This is a genomic window from Saccharopolyspora mangrovi (genome assembly GCF_035320975.1).
Classification (GTDB): Bacteria; Actinomycetota; Actinomycetes; order Mycobacteriales; family Pseudonocardiaceae; genus Saccharopolyspora; species Saccharopolyspora mangrovi.
Genome location: NZ_JAWLNX010000004.1, coordinates 203,877 through 226,284 on the forward strand (window position 1 = coordinate 203,877; position 22,408 = coordinate 226,284).

20 protein-coding genes are annotated in these 22,408 nt (G+C 70.6%); 9 read left to right on the top strand and 11 right to left on the bottom strand.

The window, feature by feature from the left end:
- Positions 1-55: 55 nt before the first annotated feature.
- Together R4I43_RS07680 and R4I43_RS07685 are read left to right on the top strand one after the other, a co-directional pair.
- Positions 56-2,677, top strand: coding sequence for a LuxR C-terminal-related transcriptional regulator (locus tag R4I43_RS07680; protein WP_324264837.1), 2,622 nt, complete (start codon positions 56-58; stop codon positions 2,675-2,677).
- A gap of 324 nt (positions 2,678-3,001) precedes the next feature.
- Positions 3,002-4,453, top strand: coding sequence for a cytochrome P450 (locus tag R4I43_RS07685; RefSeq protein ID WP_324264838.1), 1,452 nt, complete (start codon positions 3,002-3,004; stop codon positions 4,451-4,453).
- A gap of 129 nt (positions 4,454-4,582) precedes the next feature.
- Here R4I43_RS07685 and R4I43_RS07690 read toward each other — a convergent pair whose 3' ends face one another.
- Entirely contained in the window at positions 4,583-5,227 is a 645-nt protein-coding gene (locus tag R4I43_RS07690; RefSeq protein WP_324264839.1) for a DUF6461 domain-containing protein, read from the bottom strand.
- A 176-nt stretch (positions 5,228-5,403) separates the two neighbouring features.
- Between R4I43_RS07690 and R4I43_RS07695 the strand changes: the two genes are divergently transcribed.
- Positions 5,404-5,817, top strand: coding sequence for a Fur family transcriptional regulator (locus R4I43_RS07695; protein WP_324265031.1), 414 nt, complete (start codon positions 5,404-5,406; stop codon positions 5,815-5,817).
- Between the two features lie 17 nt (positions 5,818-5,834).
- Complete coding sequence (gene katG, locus R4I43_RS07700) at positions 5,835-8,045, top strand: catalase/peroxidase HPI (protein ID WP_324264840.1); 2,211 nt, start codon at positions 5,835-5,837, stop codon at positions 8,043-8,045.
- A gap of 259 nt (positions 8,046-8,304) precedes the next feature.
- On the opposite strand, the gene R4I43_RS07705 is transcribed toward katG, so the two are convergent.
- The 4 genes from R4I43_RS07705 to R4I43_RS07720 all read right to left on the bottom strand — a co-directional run bounded on the left by R4I43_RS07705 (position 8,305) and on the right by R4I43_RS07720 (position 11,291).
- The gene (locus tag R4I43_RS07705) at positions 8,305-8,781 is read right to left on the bottom strand and encodes a hotdog fold domain-containing protein (protein ID WP_324264841.1); all 477 of its coding nucleotides are present in this window, start codon (positions 8,779-8,781) and stop codon (positions 8,305-8,307) included.
- 57 nt (positions 8,782-8,838) lie between these two features.
- Positions 8,839-9,915 carry a DUF4185 domain-containing protein gene (locus tag R4I43_RS07710; RefSeq protein WP_324264842.1) on the bottom strand — a complete coding sequence of 359 codons (1,077 nt, stop codon included), beginning with the start codon at positions 9,913-9,915 and terminating at the stop codon, positions 8,839-8,841.
- 127 nt (positions 9,916-10,042) lie between these two features.
- The gene (locus R4I43_RS07715; protein WP_324264843.1) at positions 10,043-10,369 is read right to left on the bottom strand and encodes a hypothetical protein; all 327 of its coding nucleotides are present in this window, start codon (positions 10,367-10,369) and stop codon (positions 10,043-10,045) included.
- Positions 10,370-10,490: 121 nt separating this feature from the next.
- Positions 10,491-11,291, bottom strand: a complete 801-nt coding sequence (locus R4I43_RS07720; RefSeq protein ID WP_324264844.1) for a carbon-nitrogen hydrolase family protein — start codon at positions 11,289-11,291, stop codon at positions 10,491-10,493.
- A gap of 600 nt (positions 11,292-11,891) precedes the next feature.
- Between R4I43_RS07720 and R4I43_RS07725 the strand changes: the two genes are divergently transcribed.
- The 4 genes from R4I43_RS07725 (at position 11,892) to R4I43_RS07740 (ending at position 15,925) form a co-directional block, all read left to right on the top strand.
- Positions 11,892-12,161, top strand: coding sequence for a hypothetical protein (locus R4I43_RS07725; RefSeq protein ID WP_324264845.1), 270 nt, complete (start codon positions 11,892-11,894; stop codon positions 12,159-12,161).
- On the top strand, positions 12,154-12,765 hold the full coding sequence (locus R4I43_RS07730; RefSeq protein ID WP_324264846.1) for a DUF6879 family protein: 612 nt from the start codon (positions 12,154-12,156) through the stop codon (positions 12,763-12,765). The genes R4I43_RS07725 and R4I43_RS07730 overlap by 8 nt, the downstream gene beginning before the upstream one ends.
- A 33-nt stretch (positions 12,766-12,798) precedes the next feature.
- Positions 12,799-15,156 (top strand): ATP-binding protein, encoded by a 2,358-nt coding sequence (locus R4I43_RS07735; RefSeq protein WP_324264847.1) that lies wholly within the window; start codon positions 12,799-12,801, stop codon positions 15,154-15,156.
- Positions 15,157-15,217: 61 nt separating this feature from the next.
- Positions 15,218-15,925: a polyamine aminopropyltransferase gene (locus tag R4I43_RS07740; protein WP_324264848.1), complete on the top strand. Its 708-nt coding sequence runs from the start codon at positions 15,218-15,220 to the stop codon at positions 15,923-15,925.
- A gap of 98 nt (positions 15,926-16,023) precedes the next feature.
- Here the strand turns inward: R4I43_RS07740 and R4I43_RS07745 are convergent, their stop codons facing one another.
- The 6 genes from R4I43_RS07745 to R4I43_RS07770 form a co-directional block, all read right to left on the bottom strand.
- Positions 16,024-16,488 carry an SRPBCC family protein gene (locus R4I43_RS07745; RefSeq protein ID WP_324264849.1) on the bottom strand — a complete coding sequence of 155 codons (465 nt, stop codon included), beginning with the start codon at positions 16,486-16,488 and terminating at the stop codon, positions 16,024-16,026.
- Between the two features lie 142 nt (positions 16,489-16,630).
- Positions 16,631-17,365, bottom strand: a complete 735-nt coding sequence (locus R4I43_RS07750) for an SDR family NAD(P)-dependent oxidoreductase (protein WP_456115120.1) — start codon at positions 17,363-17,365, stop codon at positions 16,631-16,633.
- Positions 17,362-17,862 carry an aromatic-ring-hydroxylating dioxygenase subunit beta gene (locus R4I43_RS07755; protein WP_324264850.1) on the bottom strand — a complete coding sequence of 167 codons (501 nt, stop codon included), beginning with the start codon at positions 17,860-17,862 and terminating at the stop codon, positions 17,362-17,364. Before R4I43_RS07755 ends, R4I43_RS07750 begins: the two co-directional genes overlap by 4 nt.
- Positions 17,855-19,153 carry an aromatic ring-hydroxylating oxygenase subunit alpha gene (locus R4I43_RS07760; protein WP_324264851.1) on the bottom strand — a complete coding sequence of 433 codons (1,299 nt, stop codon included), beginning with the start codon at positions 19,151-19,153 and terminating at the stop codon, positions 17,855-17,857. Before R4I43_RS07760 ends, R4I43_RS07755 begins: the two co-directional genes overlap by 8 nt.
- Before the next feature lie 9 nt (positions 19,154-19,162).
- A complete protein-coding gene (locus R4I43_RS07765; protein ID WP_324264852.1) occupies positions 19,163-19,528 on the bottom strand; it encodes a hypothetical protein in 366 nt (121 codons plus the stop codon).
- A 19-nt stretch (positions 19,529-19,547) separates the two neighbouring features.
- On the bottom strand, positions 19,548-20,681 hold the full coding sequence (locus tag R4I43_RS07770) for an acyl-CoA dehydrogenase family protein (RefSeq protein WP_324264853.1): 1,134 nt from the start codon (positions 20,679-20,681) through the stop codon (positions 19,548-19,550).
- 153 nt (positions 20,682-20,834) lie between these two features.
- On the opposite strand from R4I43_RS07770, the gene R4I43_RS07775 reads away from it, so the two are divergent.
- Entirely contained in the window at positions 20,835-22,325 is a 1,491-nt protein-coding gene (locus R4I43_RS07775; RefSeq protein WP_324264854.1) for a PAS domain-containing sensor histidine kinase, read from the top strand.
- The last annotated feature ends 83 nt before the right edge of the window (positions 22,326-22,408 follow it).

Consider the following 22,408-nt stretch of genomic DNA (forward strand, 5'->3'; position numbering starts at 1 on the left):
CGGAACCGGTCACGAGCCGAGAACCGTTGCGGGAGCGGAAATGTGGAGTTCACCGATGTTGACCGAACGGACCAGCGAGTTAGCCCGATTATCCGAATCCCTGGCCGACTGCGAGCGGGGCAGAGGCCGGGTCGTGCTCATCGGCGGAGGCCTGGCGACGGGCAAGACGGCGCTGCTGGAGGCGCTTGGCGACCTCGTCGGTGACCGGGCGACGCTGCTGCGGGCCGTCGGTTCCCGCGCCGAGCGGGACTTGCGGCTGGGGGTGGTGACCCAGCTGCTGGCCGGCGCCGAGCCGCGCGTGCGCGACCGCATCACAAGGCTCACCGACGCACCGCTGGACGTCCGCGCGCTGGAGGAGATCGGTGAACTGCTGCTCAGCGGCGAACACCCGCTGGTGCTGGCCGTCGACGACGTGCACTTCGCCGACCCCGCGTCCCAGCAGGTGCTGCTCTACCTGCACCGGCGGATCGCCTCGGCAAGGGTGCTGCTGGTGCTCACCGAGTGGGAGCGGCCGAACCTCGCCCGCGAGGCCCTGCACGCGGCGCTGGCCCGTCAGCCCGACCAGCGCATCGACCTGAAGCCGCTGTCACCCGGCGGCGTCGCCGAACTGATCGAGGACGACGGGGACCGCGCCACAACCGCTTTCGCCCTCACCGGGGGCAACCCGCTGCTGCTCAACGCGCTCGTCGAGGACGGGCTGGCGGTGGGGCCGAAGTTCCGCCGGGCGGTGCTGGACTGCCTCACCCGCTGGGACCCGGACTTCCTCGCCGTGGCGGAGGCGTCGACGATCCTCGGTGATTCGGCCACCCCGGCGCTGGTCGCCGAGCTGCTGTCGATGAGCCCCCGCGCCGTCGGCCCGGTGCTCGACGCGCTCGGCACCGCCGGGCTGGCGCGCGAGCACCGCCTGCGCCACCCGGATGTCCTGCTGGAGAGCCTCAAGCCGGACGAGTCCGCCAGGCTGCACGCGCGCGCCGCCGAGCTGCTGCACCGGCGCGGCGCCCCGGCAGTGGAGATCGCCCGCCACCTCACCGCCGCGGGCGAGGTCCCCGGCCGCTGGGCGATGCGCCCGCTGCGCTACGCCGCCGAGCAGTCGCTGGTGGACGACGCCGAACTCGCCGTCGGGTGCCTGGAGCTGGCGTTGCGGGCCTGCGAGGACGAGCGCGAGCGCGTCGAACTGCGCGCCGCCCTGATCCGCGCGGCCTGGCGGATCAACCCCTCCATCGCCGCCCGCCACCTCGGCCCGCTCGCCGACCGGCAGGACCTGCGCTGGCGCGAGGCGATCCCGGTGGTCCGGTTGCGGCTCTGGCAGGGCGACACCGCCGCCGAACTCCTGCGCACCACCCGCACGCACGGGAAACCCCACCCGCGGGCCGCCGCCGAACTGCGCATCGCCGCCGAGTGGATCCACGGCGGCCTGGCCGACGAGAGCCCGCTGGCCACTGACGAGACGTCCTGGGGGCGCACCTCGCACCTGATGGAGACATGGGCGAAGGGGAACCCCGGCGAAGCGCTGCGCGCCGCCGAGCACGTCCTGCAGAGCTGCGCCGGGGACGTCCTGCCCGAGGCCGCGTCGGCCGCGGTCCTGGCGCTGGACCACACCGGTCAGGTCGAACGCGCCCGGCACTGGTGCGAGGTCCTCACCGCTCAGGCCCGCAGGCAGGGCGCCACCACCACCCGTGCGCTGATCACCGCCGTGCGGGCGGACATGTCGTGGCGGCGCGGGGACCTGGTCGCGGCCGAAACCCAGGCCCAGGAGGCGATGCGGCTGCTGCACCCGCAGAGCTGGGGAGTGCTGGTCGGGCTGCCGCTGTCCACGCTGATCCTGGTCAACTCCGCGCTGGGCAGGCACGACGTGGCCACCGAGCTGCTCGCCCGTCCGGTGCCGGACGAGATGGCCGGCACCACCTTCGGCCTCCGCCACCTGCACGCCACCGGCAGGCACGGGCTCGCGACGGGACGCACCCTCGCTGCCCTGGACGCCTTCGAGCGCGTCGCCGCCCGGATGCGCCGCCCCGACCCGGCGCTGCCCACCACGGTCCCGTGGCGCAGCGACCTCGCCCAGACCTACCTGCTGCTGGGCCGGCGCAAGGAGGCCCGCGAACTCGTCGTCGAGCAGCTCAGCGGCGCTTCCGGTGGGTTGCGCGTCCGCGCGATCGCACTGCGGGTCCTGGCCGCCTGCAGCGATCCCCGCCAGCGCATCGCCGTGCTGCGCGAAGCCATCCAGCTGCTGGAGCGCTGCGGCGACCGGCTGGAGCTGGCCCGGTCGCTCGCCGACCTCAGCCAGGCCCACAGCGAACTCGGCCAGCTCAGCAACGCCCGCCTGGTGCTGCGCAAGGCGGACCAGATGGCCAAGGCCTGCCAGGCCGAGGTGCTGCCCCACCGGCTCCGCGATTCCCTCGACACCCGCCAGCAGTCCAAACCCGCCCGCGAGGGAACCCCGCTGCTCAGCGACGCCGAGCGCAAGGTCGCCGAACTCGCCGCCCGCGGTCAGACCAACCGGGAGATCGGCCGCCGCCTCTACATCACCGTCAGCACGGTCGAGCAGCACCTCACCCGCGTCTACCGCAAGCTCAACGTCCGCAAGCGCACCGAGCTCCCAGCGGAGCTCTCCCGCCTCAACGACGACGAGGAGCACCGGTCCGACCCGCCGCGGACGCCCGCGCCGACGAGCGGTTAGCGTCCGAAGTGGACATTGTCTTGCGCCTGCGTCCGACCGGGTGACCAGGGGATCCGCGTGACCGCCCGTGACAGGGCTCGTGCGACTTCGGCCATGTCGCAGTTCTGGTGTGACATTGACCGCGAGGGTGCGCGGTGCGACGATCCCAGGGACGACGTTGCCCACGACGAGCCGTGTCCCATCCCGTTCCGCTGAGTTCACGAGCTGATCCCCGCTTCGTGCGCTGAGGTCTCCACCTGCTCAGACCGTTCCCGGGAGTGCCGCTCGCGGTCGGCTGCTGCTCGGCGGGAACCAAGCCGTCCTTCCGAAGGGGGAGGAGCAGCAGTGGTTTTCCAGCTGGAGAAGGTCAACGAGGCGATCCGACGACGAGTTCCGCCGCTGACGTCATTGCCGCTGCCGCGGTCGGTGGACCGGCGGATCCTGGAAAAGCGCTGGCCCGTCACCGAACTCGCGCCCCCGCCGCCCGGCAGCGGGCTCAAGCCCGTCCTCGGCGACGCGGGGGCGCCGCTCATCGGCCACTCGCTGGACTTCATGCGCTACGGGCCGACGTTCGCGCTGCGCCGCTTCCAGCTCTTCGGGCCGGTGTCCTGGGCCTACTCGCTCGGCCAGCGCATGGTCACCCTCGGCGGCCCCGAAGCGACCTCGATCGCCCTGATCAACAAGGACAAGGCGTTCTCGCAGGGCGGCTGGCGGGCGCTCATCGACACGTTCTTCCACCGCGGCCTGATGCTGCTGGACTTCGACGAGCACATGTCCCACCGGCGGATCATGCAGCAGGCCTTCACCCGGCAGCGCCTCACCGGCTACGTCGACCAGATGGGCCCCACGCTGCGCGAAGGCGTCGGTTCCTGGGGCGAGCAGGACCGACCGCGGCTGTACTGGCTGCTCAAGCAGCTCACCCTGGACGTGGCCACCCGCGTGTTCATGGACCAGCGCAGCGGCCAGGACGCCGACCGCATCAACCGCGCCTTCGTCGACTCGGTGCGCGCGGCGACCGCGATCGTGCGCTACCCGGTTCCGGGAACCCGCTGGGCGGCGGGAGTGCACGGGCGCAAGCTGCTGGAGCGCTACTTCGCCGACAACATCGACCGCGCCCGCCGCTCGGAGGGCGACGACCTGTTCTCGGCGCTGTGCCACGCGCGCAGCGAAGACGGCGAGCGGTTCGGCGACGACGACGTCATCAACCACATGATCTTCCTGATGATGGCCGCGCACGACACCTCGACCATCACCAGCACGGCGGCGGCCTACTACCTGGCCAAGCACCCCGAGTGGCAGGAGCGGGCGCGCGCCGAATCCCTCGCGCTGGGTGACGACGTCCCCGACATCGAGGCGCTGGAGCGGCTCGAGACGCTGGACCTGGTGATCAAGGAGTCGTTGCGGCTGGTCGCGCCGGTGCCGTCGATGGTGCGCACGACCGTCCGCGACACCGAAGTCCTCGGCCACTACCTGCCGGCCGGGACGATGGTGGGGATCTCGCCGCTGCTCAACCACTACTCCACCGAGCACTGGACGAACCCGTTCGACTTCGACCCCGAGCGCTTCGCCGAGCCGCGCCGGGAGGACAAGTCCCACCGGTTCGCGTGGGTGCCCTTCGGCGGCGGCGCGCACAAGTGCATCGGCCTGCACTTCGGGACCTTGGAGGTGAAGGCGCTGCTGCACGAGATGCTGCGCGGCTACACCTGGACGGTGCCGCAGAACTACGAGGTGAGGTGGGACCACGTGTCGCTTCCTGTCCCGGTCGACGGGCTGCCGGTGCGGCTGCGCCGGAGGTGATCTCCGAGGCCGCCGGGTTCCGCACTCGATCTTCGTGAGGCAGCCTGAGCTCCTCGTCGTGCTGCTGGTCCTGGCCGGGGTCGCGGGGTGCGCACCGGTCTTCGGCTCAGCGTTCCAGGGCAGTTCTGATCACCCGAAGGAGGCGCCGAGGAGGGGCATCCTTCGGACGTCCTCGATGGTCAGCGCGGTGAGCCCGGCGAGGGCGCAGGTGGCGCGCATGGTCACCGCGTAGTCGAACCCCCCGGGCTCCACGTCCTCGCCCTGGAAGACGCCCGCCACCTCGAAGGCGGCGCGCAGGTCCTCGGGCAACTCGGCGAGGTCCTCGACCCCGAGGTCGTCGACGTTGATCCAGGCGACCTGCTCGCCGTCGACCGCGAAGGTCATGCTCGCGTCGGCGTTGATGGTGAAGACGCTGGTCGCGGCCGTGCGGCCGGACGCCGACAGGGCCTCGGTCTCCTCGTCGAAGGTGTGGCCCGAGTCGTCGTAGACGAACGTCCAGTCGCCGACCCGGCCCGCCAGCAGCGCCGCCGCCGTGCCCGGCTGGACGCCCAGCGCCGCGCCCGGCAGCGAGGTCCAGTCGTCGGGCTTGGAACCGGGCAGCTCGCACGGCTGGACGAGGTGCGGCTTGGCGCCGACGGCCTCCAGCGCCGCCTCGGGGTCGAGGCCGCGGACCACGTGCAGCACGTGGTTGGGGTCCGCGCAGGCGAGCTCGGTGATCCACTTCGGATCACCGTCGGCGTCCAAGGTGTTCGCCGGGAAAGCCGGTTCGGGCATGGGGTTCTCACTTCCGGTCGGGTGATCGTCATGCGGGGGAAGCCCCGCATGCACCACACGTCCCCGAGGCCGCTCCCGGATCACTCGGGGCGGTGACACGCCGCGATCCTGACTTGATTAGTTCAAGAAAATGCGGCAGGCTGCAGGGCGTGACGACGACTGCGGACTACGAGCGCATGCTGCGCGAGGCTGCCCTGCGCGTGACGCGGCCTCGGGTTGCCGTGCTGTCCGCAGTGCACGAGAACGCGCACGCCGACACCGATTCGATCATCGGTCTGGTCCGCCAGGGCCTGCCCAAGGTGTCGCACCAGGCCGTCTACGACGTCCTGCGCGCGCTCACCGTCGCCGGATTGGTCCGCCGCATCCAGCCGATGGGCTCCGTGGCCCGCTACGAGGCACGGGTCGGGGACAACCACCACCACGTCGTGTGCCGGTCGTGCGGCGAGATCCACGACGTCGACTGCTCAGTGGGGGCCGCGCCGTGCCTGACGGCGTCGGACACCCACGGCTTCGTCATAGACGAGGCCGAGGTCATCTACTGGGGGTTCTGCGCATCGTGTGCCCCCGAATCCGCTGAAGAACCGCACTGAATTCCGGAAGGATTCCCGTGTCTGACAGCCCTGACACCCAAGAGACGAACGAAACCGGTGGTTGCCCGGTCGCGCACGGGGGCCTCACTCACCCCACCCAGGGTGACGCCAACCGCGACTGGTGGCCGAACCGGCTCAACCTGAAGATCCTGGCCAAGCAGCACCCGAACAAGAACCCGTTCGGGGAGGACTTCGACTACACCGCCGAGTTCCAGAAGCTGGACCTGGCGGAGGTCAAGAAGGACATCCAGGACGTCCTGACCAACTCGCAGGACTGGTGGCCGGCGGACTTCGGCAACTACGGCCCGCTGATGATCCGCATGGCGTGGCACTCGGCCGGTACCTACCGCATCAGCGACGGCCGCGGCGGCGCCGGCGGCGGTCAGCAGCGGTTCGCCCCGCTGAACTCCTGGCCGGACAACGTCAGCCTGGACAAGGCCCGCCGCCTGCTGTGGCCCGTCAAGCAGAAGTACGGCCGCAAGCTGTCCTGGGCCGACCTGATGGTCCTGACCGGCAACGTCGCGCTCGAGTCGATGGGCTTCAAGACCTTCGGCTTCGGCGGCGGCCGCGTCGACGAGTGGGAGCCCGAGGACGACGTCTACTGGGGTGCCGAGACGACCTGGCTGGGCAGCGACAAGCGCATCTCGACCGAGAGCGGCGACCGCGAGCTGGAGCGTCCGCTGGGCGCCACCCACATGGGTCTGATCTACGTCAACCCGGAGGGCCCGGAGGGTCAGCCCGACCCGGTGGCCGCCGCGCGCGACATCCGCGAGACCTTCGGCCGGATGGCGATGAACGACGAGGAGACCGTCGCCCTCATCGCCGGTGGTCACACCTTCGGCAAGACCCACGGTGCCGCCCCCGACTCCAACCTCGAGGCCGAGCCGGAGGGCGCGGGCCTGGAGCTGCAGGGCCTGGGCTGGAAGAACAACCACGGCACCGGCAAGGGCGCCGACACGATCACCAGCGGTCTGGAGGTCACCTGGACCTCCACGCCCACCAAGTGGACCACGAACTTCCTGTGGAACCTCTTCAGCTTCGAGTGGGAGGTCTACCAGGGACCGGGCGGTGCCTGGCAGTGGCGTCCGAAGGGCGGCGCGGGTGAGGGCACGGTGCCCGACGCCCACGACCCGTCCAAGCGGATCGCGCCGAACATGCTGACCACGGACCTGGCGCTGCGCTACGACCCGATCTACGAGCCGATCGCGCGTCGCTTCATGGAGAACCCGGACCAGTTCGCCGACGCCTTCGCCCGCGCCTGGTTCAAGCTGACCCACCGCGACATGGGTCCGAAGTCGCTCTACCTCGGACCGGAGGTCCCCGAGGAAGACCTGATCTGGCAGGACCCGCTGCCGGCCAACGACAACGACGAGCTGTCCGCCGAGGACGTCAAGGCCCTCAAGGCCAAGATCCTCGAGACCGGCCTGACCGTCTCGCAGCTGGTGTCCACGGCCTGGGCCTCGGCCTCCACCTTCCGCGGCAGCGACAAGCGGGGCGGCGCCAACGGTGCCCGCATCCGCCTGGAGCCGCAGCGCAACTGGGAGGTCAACAACCCGGACCAGCTGGCCACCGTGCTCTCCGCCCTGGAGGGCGTGCAGCAGTCCTTCGGCAAGAAGGTCTCGCTGGCCGACCTGATCGTGCTCGGCGGTTCCGCCGCCATCGAGAAGGCCGCCGCCGACGCCGGTTCCAGCATCGAGGTGCCCTTCGCCCAGGGTCGCGTCGACGCCGGTGAGCAGCACACCGACTCCGACTCGTTCGACGCCCTGGAGCCGGTCGCCGACGGCTTCCGCAACTACGCGAGCAAGGCCGCGGAGCTGCCCGCCGAGTACAACCTGATCGACCGGGCCAACCTGCTCACCCTGAGCGCCCCGGAGATGACGGTGCTGGTCGGTGGCCTTCGGGTGCTGGGCGCGAACTACGACGGGTCGAACTACGGCGTGTTCACGGACAAGCCGGGCGTGCTGACCAACGACTTCTTCGTGAACCTGCTCGACATGGCCTACACGTGGCGGTCCACTTCGGACGACAAGTCCACCTACGAGGCGACCGACGCCTCCGGTGAGGTCGTCTGGGCCGGCACCCGCGCCGACCTGGTCTTCGGATCGAACTCCGAGCTGCGCGTCATCGCCGAGGTCTACGCCTCGGCCGACAGCAAGGAGAAGTTCCTCCAGGACTTCGTCAACGCCTGGGTCAAGGTCATGAACCTCGACCGCTACGACCTGGTCTGATCCTCAGATGAGTGTCTGTGGTCGCTTTGGTCGGCGGTGCGGGTAGCGGAACCTCAGCGGTCCTCTGGCTCCGGGATCCGCAACTGATGTATGACCAATACACGGCGTTGCGGCTGTCCTCACCAGAGAACCGCTGAGAACCCCCGGCGGTGCGGGCTGAGTCCCACACCTGAAGCGGCGGCTCGCGCCGCCACGAGAAGCGATCACTCAACCGATGGGACCCCGTCCGTCATGGGCGGGGTCCCATCGCGTTGCGGGGTCACTTCTTCTTGCGGGTGACCCAGATGGTGATGGTGGCTCGGACGACGACCTCGTCGTTCTTGTCGTGGACGTTGACCGGGACGTCGACCTCCTGGCCCTCGTCGCCGAACTCCGGGATCGACTCCAGCTCCGCGACGGCGCGCATCCCGGTCTCGGCCTTGGCGAGGTACTCGACCTGCATCTTCTTCGGCAGCCAGCGGTGCGAGGTGGGCACGGTGGCCTCGGCGACCATGCCCATCGCGACCTCGGCGAGGTTGCACGCGGCGATCGCGTGGTAGGTGCCGATGTGGTTGTGCACGCCCCACCACTTCGGCGAGGTGACCACTGAGCGACCGGGCGCCATCTCCCGGACGGTGGGCAGCACGGTCCGGAAGTACGGCGCCTTGAGGCTCACACCCAGCGAGAACAGGGCGCGGCCGCCGAAGGTGCCGGACAGCTTGTTCCAGAGCGCGAAGGTCGGGTTCTGAGAGCTCATGACCCGAGAGGCTATATTACTCGCCGGTAACCTCCGGGGCGTGGTGCTCCAACTCACTCAGCCCAGGAAGCGCCGCGCGAGCTTCGCGGCGCCCTTGAGCAGGCTGGCGCCCTCTCCCGGCGGCGGAGGCGGGGCGAGTGGTCGGTCACCCGGGCGCGGCGCGGTGCCCGCGAACTGCATGGCCCGGTACGGCCAGTTCCGCTCGGTGTTCCACTGGCTGACCACGAGGTGCAGGTCGTCGAGCGTGGAGCCGGGGACGATGTAGCCGCCGTAGAGCTGCGCGACGTGACCCGCGCCGTGGTCCTCGCAGCCCCACGCGCAGCCGTGCAGCACCGTGCCCCGGACCGCCTCGTAGAGGTTCGCGGTCGGCCCGTCCAGGTTGAGCACGTCCATCCGGTAGTCACCCGCGTTGAAAAGCGCCAGCAGCCAGCGATTCTCGACCCGGCGCAGGCACAGCTCGCCATAGGCGCCGGTGAGCGCGATCGTCGGCGGGTTGTGCCACGCCCACTGGCCGTCGCGGAAGCCCCAGCCCTGCCACGCGTTCGGGTCGGTGATCCGATCAGCGGGCACCCGCTGCAGGATCAGGCCCTTGTCGCGCTGGAAACCGGTGGAGAAGGCGTAGACGAAGCCGTCGTCGCCGAGCTCCCAGGTCAGCATCTGGAACAGCCCGCCGTGCGCGTCTCCCGACCAGGTGGCGCCGGTGTGCTGCCAGGTCTCGCCGTTGTCGGTGGAGCGGTGGATCTCGGTCCAGTGCACGTTGCCGAGCCCCTGGCACACCATGACGTGCAGGAACATCTCGCCGCCGAGGGTGATCAGGTCGGTGGGCAGCACGGTGCTGACCGGGCGCCCGTCGATGACCGAATCGTGCTGGTACGGCAGCGCCTGGTCGGCGTAGTCGCTGCGCGGGCCCAGCGAACCCGTCCACCGGATGCCGCTGCGCGCGCTGGCGGCGTCGCCGAAGACCACCACTGGTGAGCGCCACCCGGGGCCGCCGACCCCGGCGCGGTCGAAGGTGTCGCCGAACACCGCCACCAGCCTGCCGTCCGGTGCGATCGCGGTGACCCCCAGGTCGGTGCCGCCGATGCCCAGGTGGTCGGTGATTCCCGGCCCGGTGAGGTCCTTGACCTTGCGCAACGCGCCGTCCCTTCTCGTCGGGTTCGTCCTCACCCCGACGGTACGTGCCGCGGCGGCGCGGGGTGGCGGATGATCACGCAAGGCCGGCTGGAGGGGGTGGGGCCGGGTTTCGGCCCCACCCGCCGCTTCAGCGGTGCTTGACCCGGGTGACCAGGATGGTCGAGCCGAGCTCGCCGCCGCAGTCGACGACGACCGGGCCCGCGCCGTGGCCGATGCCGTGGCGCAGCTTGGCCTTCGCCTCGAACCGGTCGGGTCCGGCGTCGATGATCGTGACGTCTTCGAGCACCTGGTTCTCGGTGAGACCCGCGTAGACGGCCTGCAGCCCGGTGCCGCCGCCGCAGTGCCCGGTGATGGTCACCTCCTGGTTCGGTTCGGTCACGGGATTGGGCGTCACCTGGACGACGGCACGCCCGCCTCGCGGCGGGGCGACGTCGCTGTCCGGTGTGTCGGTCAAAGAATCTCCTTCGATGGCAACCGATTTCGCGGACCGAAGCGATCCGCGTCACTCAACACTGGACCGCGAGCCATCGGCGGACATCGGGATCAACCCTGACGATCACCCCGAACCGAGCCCGTCAGGGCTGTTCGGCGAGGTCCCGGTAGAGGTCGGGGCGGCGTTCGGCGAGCTGGGTGTTGACCTGCCTGGCGGCGGTGGTCGCCGACGGGTCGACCGCGGCGAAGAGGAGTTCCTCGCCGCTACCCGCGCGGGCGAGCTCGGTGCCGTCCGGGGCGATCAGGCACGTCTTGCCGAGGTAGCTCAGCTCGTCCTCGCGGCCGCAGCGGTCGACGTAGGCGACGTGGATCTGGTTCTCGTAAGCGCGTGCCGGGACCAGGGTTTCGGCGACGGCGTCCTCCGGCGGCAGCAGCGCGGTTGGCACCACCAGGAACTCGGTTCCGGCCAGCGCGTGGGCGCGGGCCGGTTCCGGGAACTCGATGTCGTAGCAGATCAGCAGGCCGATCCGGACGTCGTCGAAGGTCGCCTGCACGACCGGGAGCGAACCCGGCCGGAAGTGCGCCTGCTCCATCGCGCCGTAGAGGTGCGTCTTGCGGTAGGCCGCCAGCAGGTCGCCCGCGGGGGAGACCAGGAACGCCGTGTTGTAGACGTCCTCGCCGTCCCGCTCGGGGTGGCCGTAGACGATCGCGATCCCGCGCTCGGCGGCGATGCCGCGCACGCGCTGACCGACCGGTCCGTCGGCGGGCTCGGCCAGCCGCTGGATGTCGGCGCCGATGTTGTAGCCCGGCACCGACATCTCCGGGCACACCAGCAGCCGGGCGCCCCCGGCTGCCGCGCGGCGCGCGATCTCGTCGAGGCGCGCCAGCGCCTCCTGCGGGGTGTGGCGTTCGAACGGACCCTGGTCCAGTGCGACGGTGAGCATCAATCCGACAGACTAGAGCGTCGCCGCCCGCAATCGAAGCGCACCAGCAGTCCGACCAGCATCCACGCGCCGAACGCCACCCGCGCCGCCGCGCCCGGGCCGCGAGGAGACCGGTGATCGTTGCGGAGAATTCGGAGCGTCCTTTCGAACGTTGCGGGTTCCGGGAATACCGGACATCGCGCGGTCCAGGATCGGGCCTGCTCCGCATGGGAGTTCCAGGCGGAAAATCGATACCGGTTCCGCCGAGCGGTGCTCAAGAATTCCCGGTTTCACCGAAAGGCGATCGCCCTGGTGGGTGGTCGCGATAGCTTTGCGAAACCCGATTTCCCGCTGATTTCGAGGGTTCAAACTGCAGTGTCATGCTCTTTAGCCCGAACGAGTGAGATCAACCCGGAATGCCGAATGGTCGTAGCGGAGCGCTGTGGAGCAGAGCAGCGGGATGCCCCGGATGAATCAGCCGCGGTACTGCGCGTGCCGAACGCGCACCAACGTTGGGGTACGGCGTCGGCGGAGTCGATCCGCTGCGCTTCGCGGGCCGATAGCATGGAATTCTCGTTGCACCATTCTCGCCGGAGCGGGTGGTTACGGAGGGGGTCCGGAATGCCTCGCTTGTGGGAGGCCGACCCAGCGGCATCGTTCAGCAGACGTCTCGGCAAATCGGCTTTGGAACTCGGTGAAACCGACAACGATCCGACCTGCCCGGACATCTGGGAGCTCGACAACGGTGATGTCGCGGTGATCGGCCGGGATTTGACGAGCGCGTACGAAGGACGATTACCGCCGGGCGTCGACGTGGGCGAGGACGAACGCCTGGTCGTCATTCCCGGAAGCATGATGAGGTCTGCGAAGGTGGATATCCCCGATGAGTGAGATGATCGCGGAGATCTCGGGTGAGCGGCTCACGCTCGACGAGTACGTCCGGGATTTCAACGAGAGGTTCTGGAGCCCCGGCAACACCGGTGGCTGGAAGCTCGAACGCAGGCAGACCTTCCGGCAACCCGAAAGCGCCAGCTGGAGCGCATTCGCCGAGGGTGACTGGGAGCGCGCGCTGCAGCTCATCGAGGACCGGCGCCCGGAGATGCGCGACTACTACCGCAAGATCGCCGAGCACGGGTTCGAGGTGCACCGGCTCCGCGTGATCGAGGAACCGCTGAGCCCCTACCTGATCTGGGAGCTGAACTCGCTGCGCCTGCGCGCGGAGTTCGGCGACTGGATCAGGGTGCTCGACGCGGACCGGCTGGCGGCGCTGGAGGAGGGCGGACCGCTGCCGGAGCTGTTCGTGATCGGACCGGACACCGTCTACGAGGTCCTCTACGACGAGGACGGAATCGCGGTGGGCGCGACCAGATCGGTAGGTCGTTCGCAGGCGAAGAAGGCGATTCGGTTCATCCGGTCCATGTACGAGCAGGGCGAGCGGCTCGCCGACTTCTACGACCGCGAAGTGGCCGGCCTGAGACCGCCGGGAGCGATGTGACCGGCTGAGCACCGCAGGACGGGAACGGACGTGATGCGCGAGCAGGACCGGGACACGTCGCGGAACGAGCTCTCCGGTGCGGCCGGCGAAGTGGTGCAGGCCGGGAACGTCAGCGGCGGCATCCACTTCCACGGCTGGGGACCGGTCGACGGCAGCGTTCCCCGGCAACTTCCCGCCGACGCGCGCGGTTTCGTCAACCGGCGGGAAGAACTGCGCCGCCTCGACGTCATCGTCGACGACGAGTCCGGCGCCCCCTGCGTGCTGGTGGGCACCGCAGGCGTCGGCAAGACCTCGCTGGCCGTGCACTGGGCGCACCGGATGGCCCACCGGTTCCCCGACGGGCAGCTCTACGTCAACCTGCACGGGTACGACCCGGGCCCGCCGGTCACCCCGGCGGCGGTGCTGGACCGGTTCCTGCGGACGCTGGGCGTCGCGCCCGAGGCGATCCCGCCCGACGTGGAGTCCAGAGCGGCGCTGCACCGGTCGCTGCTGGCCGATCGCCGGATGCTGATCGTGCTGGACAACGCGGCGACGGTCAGCCAGGTCAGGCCGCTGCTGCCCGGCGCCGGGTCCTGCTTGGTGCTGGTCACGAGCCGCAGCAGGCTGTCTGGTCTGGTGGCCCGGGACGGGGCCTATCGTGTGGCCCTGGACGTTCTGCCCCAAGATGAGGCCGTGGACTTGCTTCGGGTACTCGCCGACGGGCACCGGCTGCAGGACGACGCCGACGAACTCGTGGAGCTGGCGCAGCTGTGCGCGCGGCTGCCGCTGGCCCTGCGCATCGCCGCCGAGCGCGCGGTCAGCCGCCCGACCATGCCGCTGCGCGACCTCATCGCCGAACTGCGCGACGAGTCGGCCCTGTGGGACGCGCTCACGGCAGGGGACGACGACGAATCGGACGCCGTGCGCACGGTGTTCGCCTGGTCCTACCGCGCGCTCTCGCCCGAGGCGAGCAGGCTCTTCCGGTTGCTGGGGCTGCATCCCGGGCGGGACTTCAGCTCGGCCGCGGCGGCCGCGCTGGCCGACCGGCCGCTGAGCCGGACGCGCAGGCTGCTGGACGACCTGGTCGGCGCGCACCTGCTGGAACAGCCGCAACCCGACCGGTACCGCTTCCACGACCTGCTGCGCGCCTACGCCACCGACCAGGCGCGCGCCGAGGAGACCGCCGAGACGGCCGAGGCCGCGCTGCGCCGGATCCTCACCTGGTACTCGCGGGCCGCGGACCAGGTCGTCGCCTCGGTCGTGCCGTCCTTCCGGCGTCCCGAACCGGTCTATGCCCCGCCGGACGTTCCGGAGTTCGACACCCACGCGGAGGCGGTGGACTGGTTCGAGCGCGAACGCAGGAATCTGGTCGACGCGACGAGGGTGGCCGACGAGGCCGCGATGCACGACCTCGCCTGGATTCTTCCGGAACTGCTCCGTGCCGTGTTCGCGGTCCGGAACGAGTTCGACGACTGGTTCGAGACCAGCACGATCGGGCTCGGCGCCGCGCGCCAGCTCCAGGACCGCCACGCCGAGGCGGGGATGCTGGAGGGCCTCGGCAAGGCCCACACGCAGTCCGGCCATCCCGCCGAGGGCATCCGGTACCAGTCCGCCGCGCTGGAGATCCGGCGCGAGCTGGGGGACCGCCGCGGGGAGCTGAGCTCCACGAACGCGATCGCGATGGCCCACTTCCGGGGCCGGAACCTCGCCGAGGCCGCAACCGGGTTCGAGCGGGCCCGCGAGATCGCGCGCGAGCTCGACGACGAGAACTGGATCGCGATCTCGACCAACAACATCGCCAACGTCCACCTAGGACTGGAGCAGTTCGACGAGGCGAGCGCGCTGCTCCGGCAGGCCCTGGAGATCTACCGGCGACTCGGCAACCACGGCGGTGAAGGCGATGCGCTGCGAGGGCTCAGCTGCGCGCATCGCGGGTCCGGCCGGCCGGAGCAGGCGCGCGAGCACGTCGAAGCCGCCTTGGCGATCGCCCACCGGTACGAGAACCACGCGTGGGAGGCGTTCTGGCTGCTCGAGCTGGGTCGGGTGCAGGTCCAGCTCGGCCGGCTCCCCGAGGCGCTGGAGTCCTACCAGCGGGCCGCGTCGAAGCAGCGACGGCTCGCCGACCGCGCGCGGGAAGCCGAAGCCCTGGACGAGACCGGCGAGGTCTACCGGAGGCTGGAGCGCCCGGAGGAAGCGGTGAGCTTCTACAAGGTCGCGCTGGCGACCTTCCGGGACCTCGGGGACCGCTGGCGCACCGCGCTCGTCCTCGACCACTTCGGCGAAGCCCTCAGCGCTGCGGGTGCTCCCACCGAAGCCCGCGCCCGCTGGCGCGAGGCCATCACGTTGCTGCGGGAGTTCACCGATCCGCCGGCCCGGCGCGTGCTCGCCCGCCTGGAGTCCGCGACCTCCTGAGGCTTCCGCGGAGTTCTGGCTGGTGGCGGGTAGGGTCGGGGTTTTCGGGAGAGGTGGCGCTGTGGGTGTGCGGTTCGAGGAGCTCGACTGGCGGGAGACGCCGATCGGGGCGATCAGCCTGCGGCGGCGCCGGGATCCGGTGCTCGACGTGGACGTGTTCGAGGTCAAGCTCGACGACGAGTACCTGATGTCGAGCCTGTTCACCGTCGCCGAGGTCGAACTGGCCAGGCTCGGCCTGGCCGCCCTGCCGGGATCGGACCTCGACGTCGTGGTGGGCGGTCTGGGCCTGGGCTGCACCGCGCGGGCGGCGCTGCAGGACCCGCGGGTGCGGTCGCTGCTGGTGGTGGAAGGGCTCGGCGAGGTCATCGACTGGCACGAGCGCGGCCTGCTCCCGCTGGCCCCCGAGCTCACCGGCGATCCGCGAAACAGGTTCCTGCACGGGGATTTCTTCGCGCTCGCCGGATCGGACGCGGGCTTCGACGAGGGGCGCCGGTTCCACGCGATCCTGCTCGACATCGACCACTCGCCGCAGAACGTGCTCGACAGCGGGCACGCCGACTTCTACACGCCCGACGGCCTGCGGAAGATGGCCGCGCACCTGCACCCGGGCGGGGTCTTCGCGCTGTGGTCCGACGACCCGCCGGAGGACGGGTTCACCCGAACCCTCGGTGAGGTCTTCGACGACGTCAGCGCCCACGTGGTCAGCTTCGACAACCACTACACCGGGGGCACGTCCGCCAACACCGTCTACGTCGGTGCGTCCACCTAGGACCGTTGGTGGAAATTCAGCGTCCTCGCAGCGAAACCGCTCAGCACCAGTGGCGGGGCGACTCGCAACAGCGGCTGCACCGCACTCATGAGCAGCGCCTAGGACTCGGCCGCCGCCTTGATGCGGCGCAGCGTTTCCAGCATTCCGGCTTCGAGCTCGTCGGCGTGCTCGGATTCGCCGCCGAGCGCGAGGGCGGCGAACGCGGTGCTGATCTTCGGCAGCTTCCGGGTGAGGACCCGGTGCTCGACCAGCCGGCTTCCCGAGTCGGTCGGTGCCAGCTCGAAGGTCCAGCGGGCACCGCTGGTCGTGGTGTCCCAGGCCAGCCGCCGCTGCGGTTCGAAGACCGTCACTACGTTGCGGGTCGGCCAGATCACGACCTTGCGCCGGTTCACGCCCAGGTACCACTGCCCCTCGCGGAACCCACCGGGCTTGAGCGGGAGCATTGCCACCAACTCGGGGCTGGCGTCCGCGTGCGTGCGGGTTCGCGTCAGCAGCTCCCAGACGCGTTCCGGCGGCGCGTCTATGGTGACCTCCGCTCGCATGTCCCGCTCCACGTCAGCCATGCTGCGCCCACCTTCGCTCCGGTTCGCAGGTCGGGGGCACGCTAAGCGATGCCGGCGGTTCGGGACAAGGCCGCGGTGCGCGGTCTGGTGCCGTGGCCCGCGCAGTTCCACAACGGGCGTGCGGGTTCGCGCGGTCCGTCGGTCAGCGCATGTGCAGGCCTCCGTTGATGTCCCAGCAGGCGCCGGTGACCGAGTGGGCTCCCGGGGAGGCGAGCAGGGCGACCACGTCGGCGACGAACGCCGGGTCGCCGAGGCGGCCCACCGGGATGGTGCGCTGGAACGCCCCCAGGTTCTGCTCGCCGACGATGTCGCGGACCATCGGGGAGTCCTGCGGGCCCGGGGAGACGGCGTTGACCGTGACGCCCCGGGCGGCGAGCTCGCGGGCGAAGACCTTCGTGGCCGACATGACCGCGCCCTTCGACGACGCGTAGTGGCCGCCCGTGGCCGTGCCGCCGTTCTGCCCGGCCAGGGACGCCACGTTCACGATCCGGCCGTAGCCCTGCTCGGCCATGTGGGTGCCGAAGACCTGGCAGGCGTGGAAGGTGCCGGTGAAGTTGACGGCCATGACCGCGTCGAGCTCCTCCGGGGTGATCTCGAACAGCGGCTTCGCCTGCGTGCGGGCCGCGTTGTTGACCAGCACCCGCACCGGCCCGAAGTCGGCGAGCACAGCGTCCAGGAGTCCGGCCAGCGCCTCGCGGTCGGCGACGTCGGCGGTGTAGCCGCGTGCGGTCCCACCACCGGGGTCCAGCGCGGTGGCCAGCTCGCGAGCACCGGTGCCGTCGACGTCGGCGATCGCCACGGCGTGCCCGTCGGCGTGCAGCCGCCTGGCGATGGCCGCGCCCAGCCCGCCCGCGCCCCCGGTGACGACGGCGGTCACAGCAGGAATCCCGCCGCCGGCACCGCGTCCTCGCTGTTGACCAGGCGGATCACCTTGCGGGCGATGGTGTCCTCGGCTCCTAGCCGGACCGTGTAGTCGACGTCGGCCGCCCACAGGTCGTGCTTGCCGCGCTTGTAGGCGACCAGCACCTGCGCGGCGCGCACCGACACCTCGGTGTCGGTGACCGCGGTGGGCACGAAGCGGGAGACGGTGCGGACCGTGGTCGCCGAGTCGACGGCGGCGATCGCGTAGCCCTCGGTCATCCGGTTCACCCGCAGCCGACGCATCCGCCGGTCGTCGTAGACCATGTTGAGGACGTCGTCGAACTGCTCGGCATCGTGGTCGATCGGGATGACGTAGACGCCGTCGTCGGCGTAGAGGCCTTGCCAGGTGGCGTAGTCCTTGCGGTCGAGCAGGTCGGCCTCCCGCCACACCAGCTCGATCGCGCGCGACACGCGCACGTCGCCGAGCGCCGCCGGGGTCTGCAGGTCAGTCATCGCACATCATCCGCTTCCACTTCTCGTAGGCGGCGCGCATGCCGGTCTCGTCGGTGACGTGGGAGGTCGGCCAGCCCTGCAGGGACGGCTTCTCGCGCCCCAAGCCGCGGTTGACCATGATCGGCATCTCCGGGGCCGCGGCGGTGCCGCGCTGCACGCGGTCCCAGCCCTCGGCGTCGTCGGGCGTGCCGAAGCCGAACGGGCCCTGGAAGTGCTCGTGCGCGCGCAGCCGCTCGCGGTTGACCGGACCGGTGATCTCCGGCGGCCCGTCCGGGCCGATCGCGATGTGCTCGATCTCGGTCTCGCCCACGCTGATCGGGCGCAGCACCCGGAAGAACGAGATCGACATCGACACGTTCGGGAACAGGTTGAGGTTGAACCCGGTCCCGTGCATCGCGCGCACCAGCCGCCGGATCTCGGCCTGGTCGACCCCGGCCGACTCCAGCTGGGAGATCAGGTCGTTGAAGCGGTCCTGGAGCTTCTCCGAACCGTCGTCGGCGTCGAGGTCGGAGTGCTCGGGCACCATCTGCATCACCGAGTGCCCGTTGCCGAGGTCGTGCGTGATGGCCTCGGGATCGGTCATGAAGCTCATCATGTCGGCCGTCTCGGCGTCCACGGAAGCCATCCAGGACCGGTGCACGATCGGGAAGTGGTAGCCGTCGGTGGTGTTCTCCAGCTGGATCTTCCAGTTCCCGCTGAACCGGAACCGGTGCGTGCCCAGCACTTTCACGGGATACCCGCCGCCCTGCTTCATGAACCGGTCGATCCAGGTCCGCGCGTCGCCCAGGAACTCGGCCAGCGGCTCGGCGTCCTCGGCGAACGTCGCGAAGACCATGCCGCCGTAGGACTCGGTGCGCAGCTGCTTGAGCCCCATGCCGCTGCGGTCCATCACCCCGGCGTAGCCGTCCGGGTAGGGCAGGCCGCGCAGCGAGCCGTCCAGGCCGTAGGACCAGGCGTGGTAGGGGCAGGTGAAACCGTTGGCACGACCCGTCTTCCGCTCGCACACGCTGGCGCCGCGGTGGCGGCAGCGGTTGAGCATCGTGCGCAGGACGCCCTGCCGGTCCCGGGTGACGATGACCGGTTGCCTGCCGACGTGGGTGGACTTGAAGGTGCCCGGCCCGGGCAGTTCGCTGTCGTGGGCGACCCACACCCAGGTGCGCTCGAAGATCCGGGCCATCTCCAGCTCGAAGATCTCCGGGTCGGTGTAGATCCGCCCGGCGACCCGGTCCGGCGCGACGAGGTCGGCGGGCGCGAGGTCGTGGACGTTGTTCGCGGTGATCTCGGCGGTCATCGGGTCACCTCAGTACTCGCGCGGCGTGAGAGCCCGGCCGATCCGGGCCTCGATCTTGGCGTACTTCCACAACTTCCAGTCGGACTGTCCCACCTGGACGGTCCGGAAGAGGTTGCAGGCGGCTTTGACGGTCTCCTGGGTGTCGACGTCGGCCAGCAGGTAGCAGGTCCACGGCCACGAGTCGGAGGGCCCGACCAGGTGGCTGTCGTCGTCGATGTCACCGATGAAGTCCACGCCGGGCAGCGCCTTGATGCCGTCCATCATCTCGACGAAGGCGGTCCACACCTCACCGGCGCTGACCCCGTCGCGGGGCAGGTCGAAGAAGTTCTGGTTGATGCCGATGCAGAACAGCACGCGCAGCGGGGCGGTGGTCATGGCAGCTCCTGTGGTGAGATCAGCGGAAACCCGGAACCGTCGGAGGCCGCCCCAGCAGCACGGCTCCGGCGGCGTCGTACATCGAGGGCATCAGGAACGCGTGCAGCGCGGGCACCTGCGAGTCCTGGCGCATCCGCTGCAGCGGGTGTGAGTTGTCGATGGTCGAGGTGCCGGAGAACCCGCACACCTCGTGCACCACCTGGGCGGCGGTGGCCGCCAGGTGGGTGGCCGAGAGCCGGATCAACGCGTTCTGCTCATCGGTGACCTCGTGGCCGGCGGCGACCGACTCCCAGACCTCCTCGGCGACCTCGTAGTAGAACGCCCGCGCCGACCGCATCGAGGCCACGACCTGCGCGTACCCGGTGCGGTAGTAGGCCCGGTCGGCCAGCGGCGGTGCCCCGGTGACCCCGGTGCGAGAACCCGCCCGAGAGGCGAAGTCCAGCGCCGCCCGCGCCACGCCCAGGCCCACGGCGGCGTGCACCTGCGCCTGGTAGCCGATGACGGGGTAGTGGTAGAGCGGTTCGTCCACGCACGCCCCGCCGCCCCGGATGAACGTCCACTCGCGCGGCACCTCCACGTCGTCGACCACGACGTCGAACGAACCCGATGCCCGCATGCCCGTGACGTCCCAGTCCGGCACGATCTCGACCTGCTCGGGCCGCAGCATCGCCGCGCGCGGCCGGTTGTCGCCGTCGGCGTCACCGGGGATGCCGACGCTGAGCACGTCGGCGGCCATGCAGCCGCTGGCGAACCGCCACCGGCCCTTGATCCGGTAGCCGCTCTCGGTCGGGGTGACCGGGTTGACCGGGAACATCGCGCCGCCGTAGACCACGTCGGGGCCGGCCGCGTACAGCTCGGCCTGGGTCTCGACCGGCAGGCACGCCAGGTAGGTCCCGGCCGAGCCGAAACCCGCCACCCAGCCGGTCGACCCGTCCACGGCCGAGATCCGCTCGACCCGGCGCAGGAACTCCGGTGGCGGCATCGGCTCGCCGCCGAACCTCGCCGGGGTCGAGGCGCGGAACAGGCCCAGCTCCTTGAGCCTGCCGACGAAGTCGGGAGTGACGTAGGACTGCGCGTGGAACTCCTCGCGGCGCTCGGCGAGCTCGGCCAGCGCGGCCTCCCACGACGCGTCGCCGGTGAATTCCTGGGGCATGGCACGCTCCTCGTGTCCGGTTGCGGTTCGACGCTAAGCAGCGGCAACGCGGTGCGACATCGGGATTGCCCAGGCACCCGGTAGGGGAATCCTTCAGCCGCGGTGGCGGAACGACCTATCCGCGCACCGGCCACCGGGATCTAGCCTGGCCCAATGGTGGTCGACCCGCAGGCGCCCGAACTGGTGGATTCCGACTTCGTCGCGATGATGCACGCCTCCCACCTGTGCGTGCTGATCCACGACGCGGCCACCAAGAACATCCTGTGGGCCAACCCGGCGGCGTGCGCGCTGCTGGAGTGGAACGTCGCCGAGCTGCGGCCGCTCAAGGCCAACCACATGAGCAGCTCCGCGCAGCAGTACGACCGGGTCATCGGCCGCGCGTGGCTGCAGGACGCGGTCGAGAAGGGCATGAGCCGCATCGAGTGGCACTACCGGTCCAGGTCGGGCCGGGTCATCCCCACCGACGCGATCGCGGTGCGCGTCGAACTGGCCCAGGGACCTGCGGTGATGGTGCAGTTCCGGGACGTGGAGCGGGAGCAGCGGGTCGAGCGCGAGCTGCGCCAGACCACCTCCTACGTCGACGCGCTGGCGCGGCACACCTCCACGGTCGCGTTCATGCTCGACTCGGCGGGCGCGATCCGGTTCGCCACCGACACCGCCCTCGCGCATCTCGGCCTGTCGGGTGACACGGAACCACCGGTCGGGCGACTGCTGGAGTCCTACGCCCGGCTGCGCCGCGACGGCAGCGCCATCACCTGGGCGGACGCCTCCGCCGCGGCCGACCCGGTGGCACCGGTGCGGCTGGAGGTCCCGGGCACCGAGCCGGTGACGTTGGAAGGCGGCCTGGAGCGGCTGCGCGACGTCGACGCGTACCTGATGATCCTGCACGACGTCTCCACCCGGGTGCGCGGCGAGGAGCGGCGCGAGCTGGAGTTGCGCCACGAGAACTACCTGGCCCGCTACAACGCGATGGGCGACATGGCGATGGCCATCGCCCACGAGCTCGGCCAGCCGCTGGCCGCCGCAGCCAACTTCATCGCCGGGGTCCACGCCCGCGCTCAGGCGCTGGAGTCCTCCGGGCAGGTCCCGGCGGGCACCACCGGGCAGCTGGCGTACGGGCTGGACAGCGCGAACCGCCAGATCGACCGGGTCTCAGCGATCGTCAGCGCGCTGCGGTCGTTCGTCGGCCACCTCGAGCACGTCGAGCAGGTGGCCGACCTCAACGCGATCATCGACGAGTGCCTCTACTTCGTGCGGCTGCGCGCCGCGGCGGCCGGCGTGGAGGTCGAGGTGCGGTTGAGCGAGCAGCCGGTCCCGGTGCGCTGCGAACGCGTGCTGACCGGCCAGGTCGTGCTCAACCTGTGCTTCAACGCCATCGACGAGATGGCCGAGGCCGACTCCGAGCAGCGGCGGATCGAGATCGTCACCGAAACCCGGCCCGAGGGCGGCGCGGTCACCGTCGCCGACCGGGGCCGGGGCGTGCGCGAGGACCCGTTCGCCGAGTCCTTCACCAGCAAGGAGCACGGCAGCGGCATCGGCCTTGCCCTGAGCTACCGCATCATCAACCGCCAGCACGGTGCCATCTGGTGCCGGCCCCGAGACGGCGGTGGCTCGGTCTTCGGCTTCTCGCTGCCGCCGGAGTAGGGGAAAACTTCAGGTCGCGGCGGGGAAATCTCGATACCGACCGGGTTCGAGCAACCGTAGTTTCGGTGGTGGAGTCGGCCGGG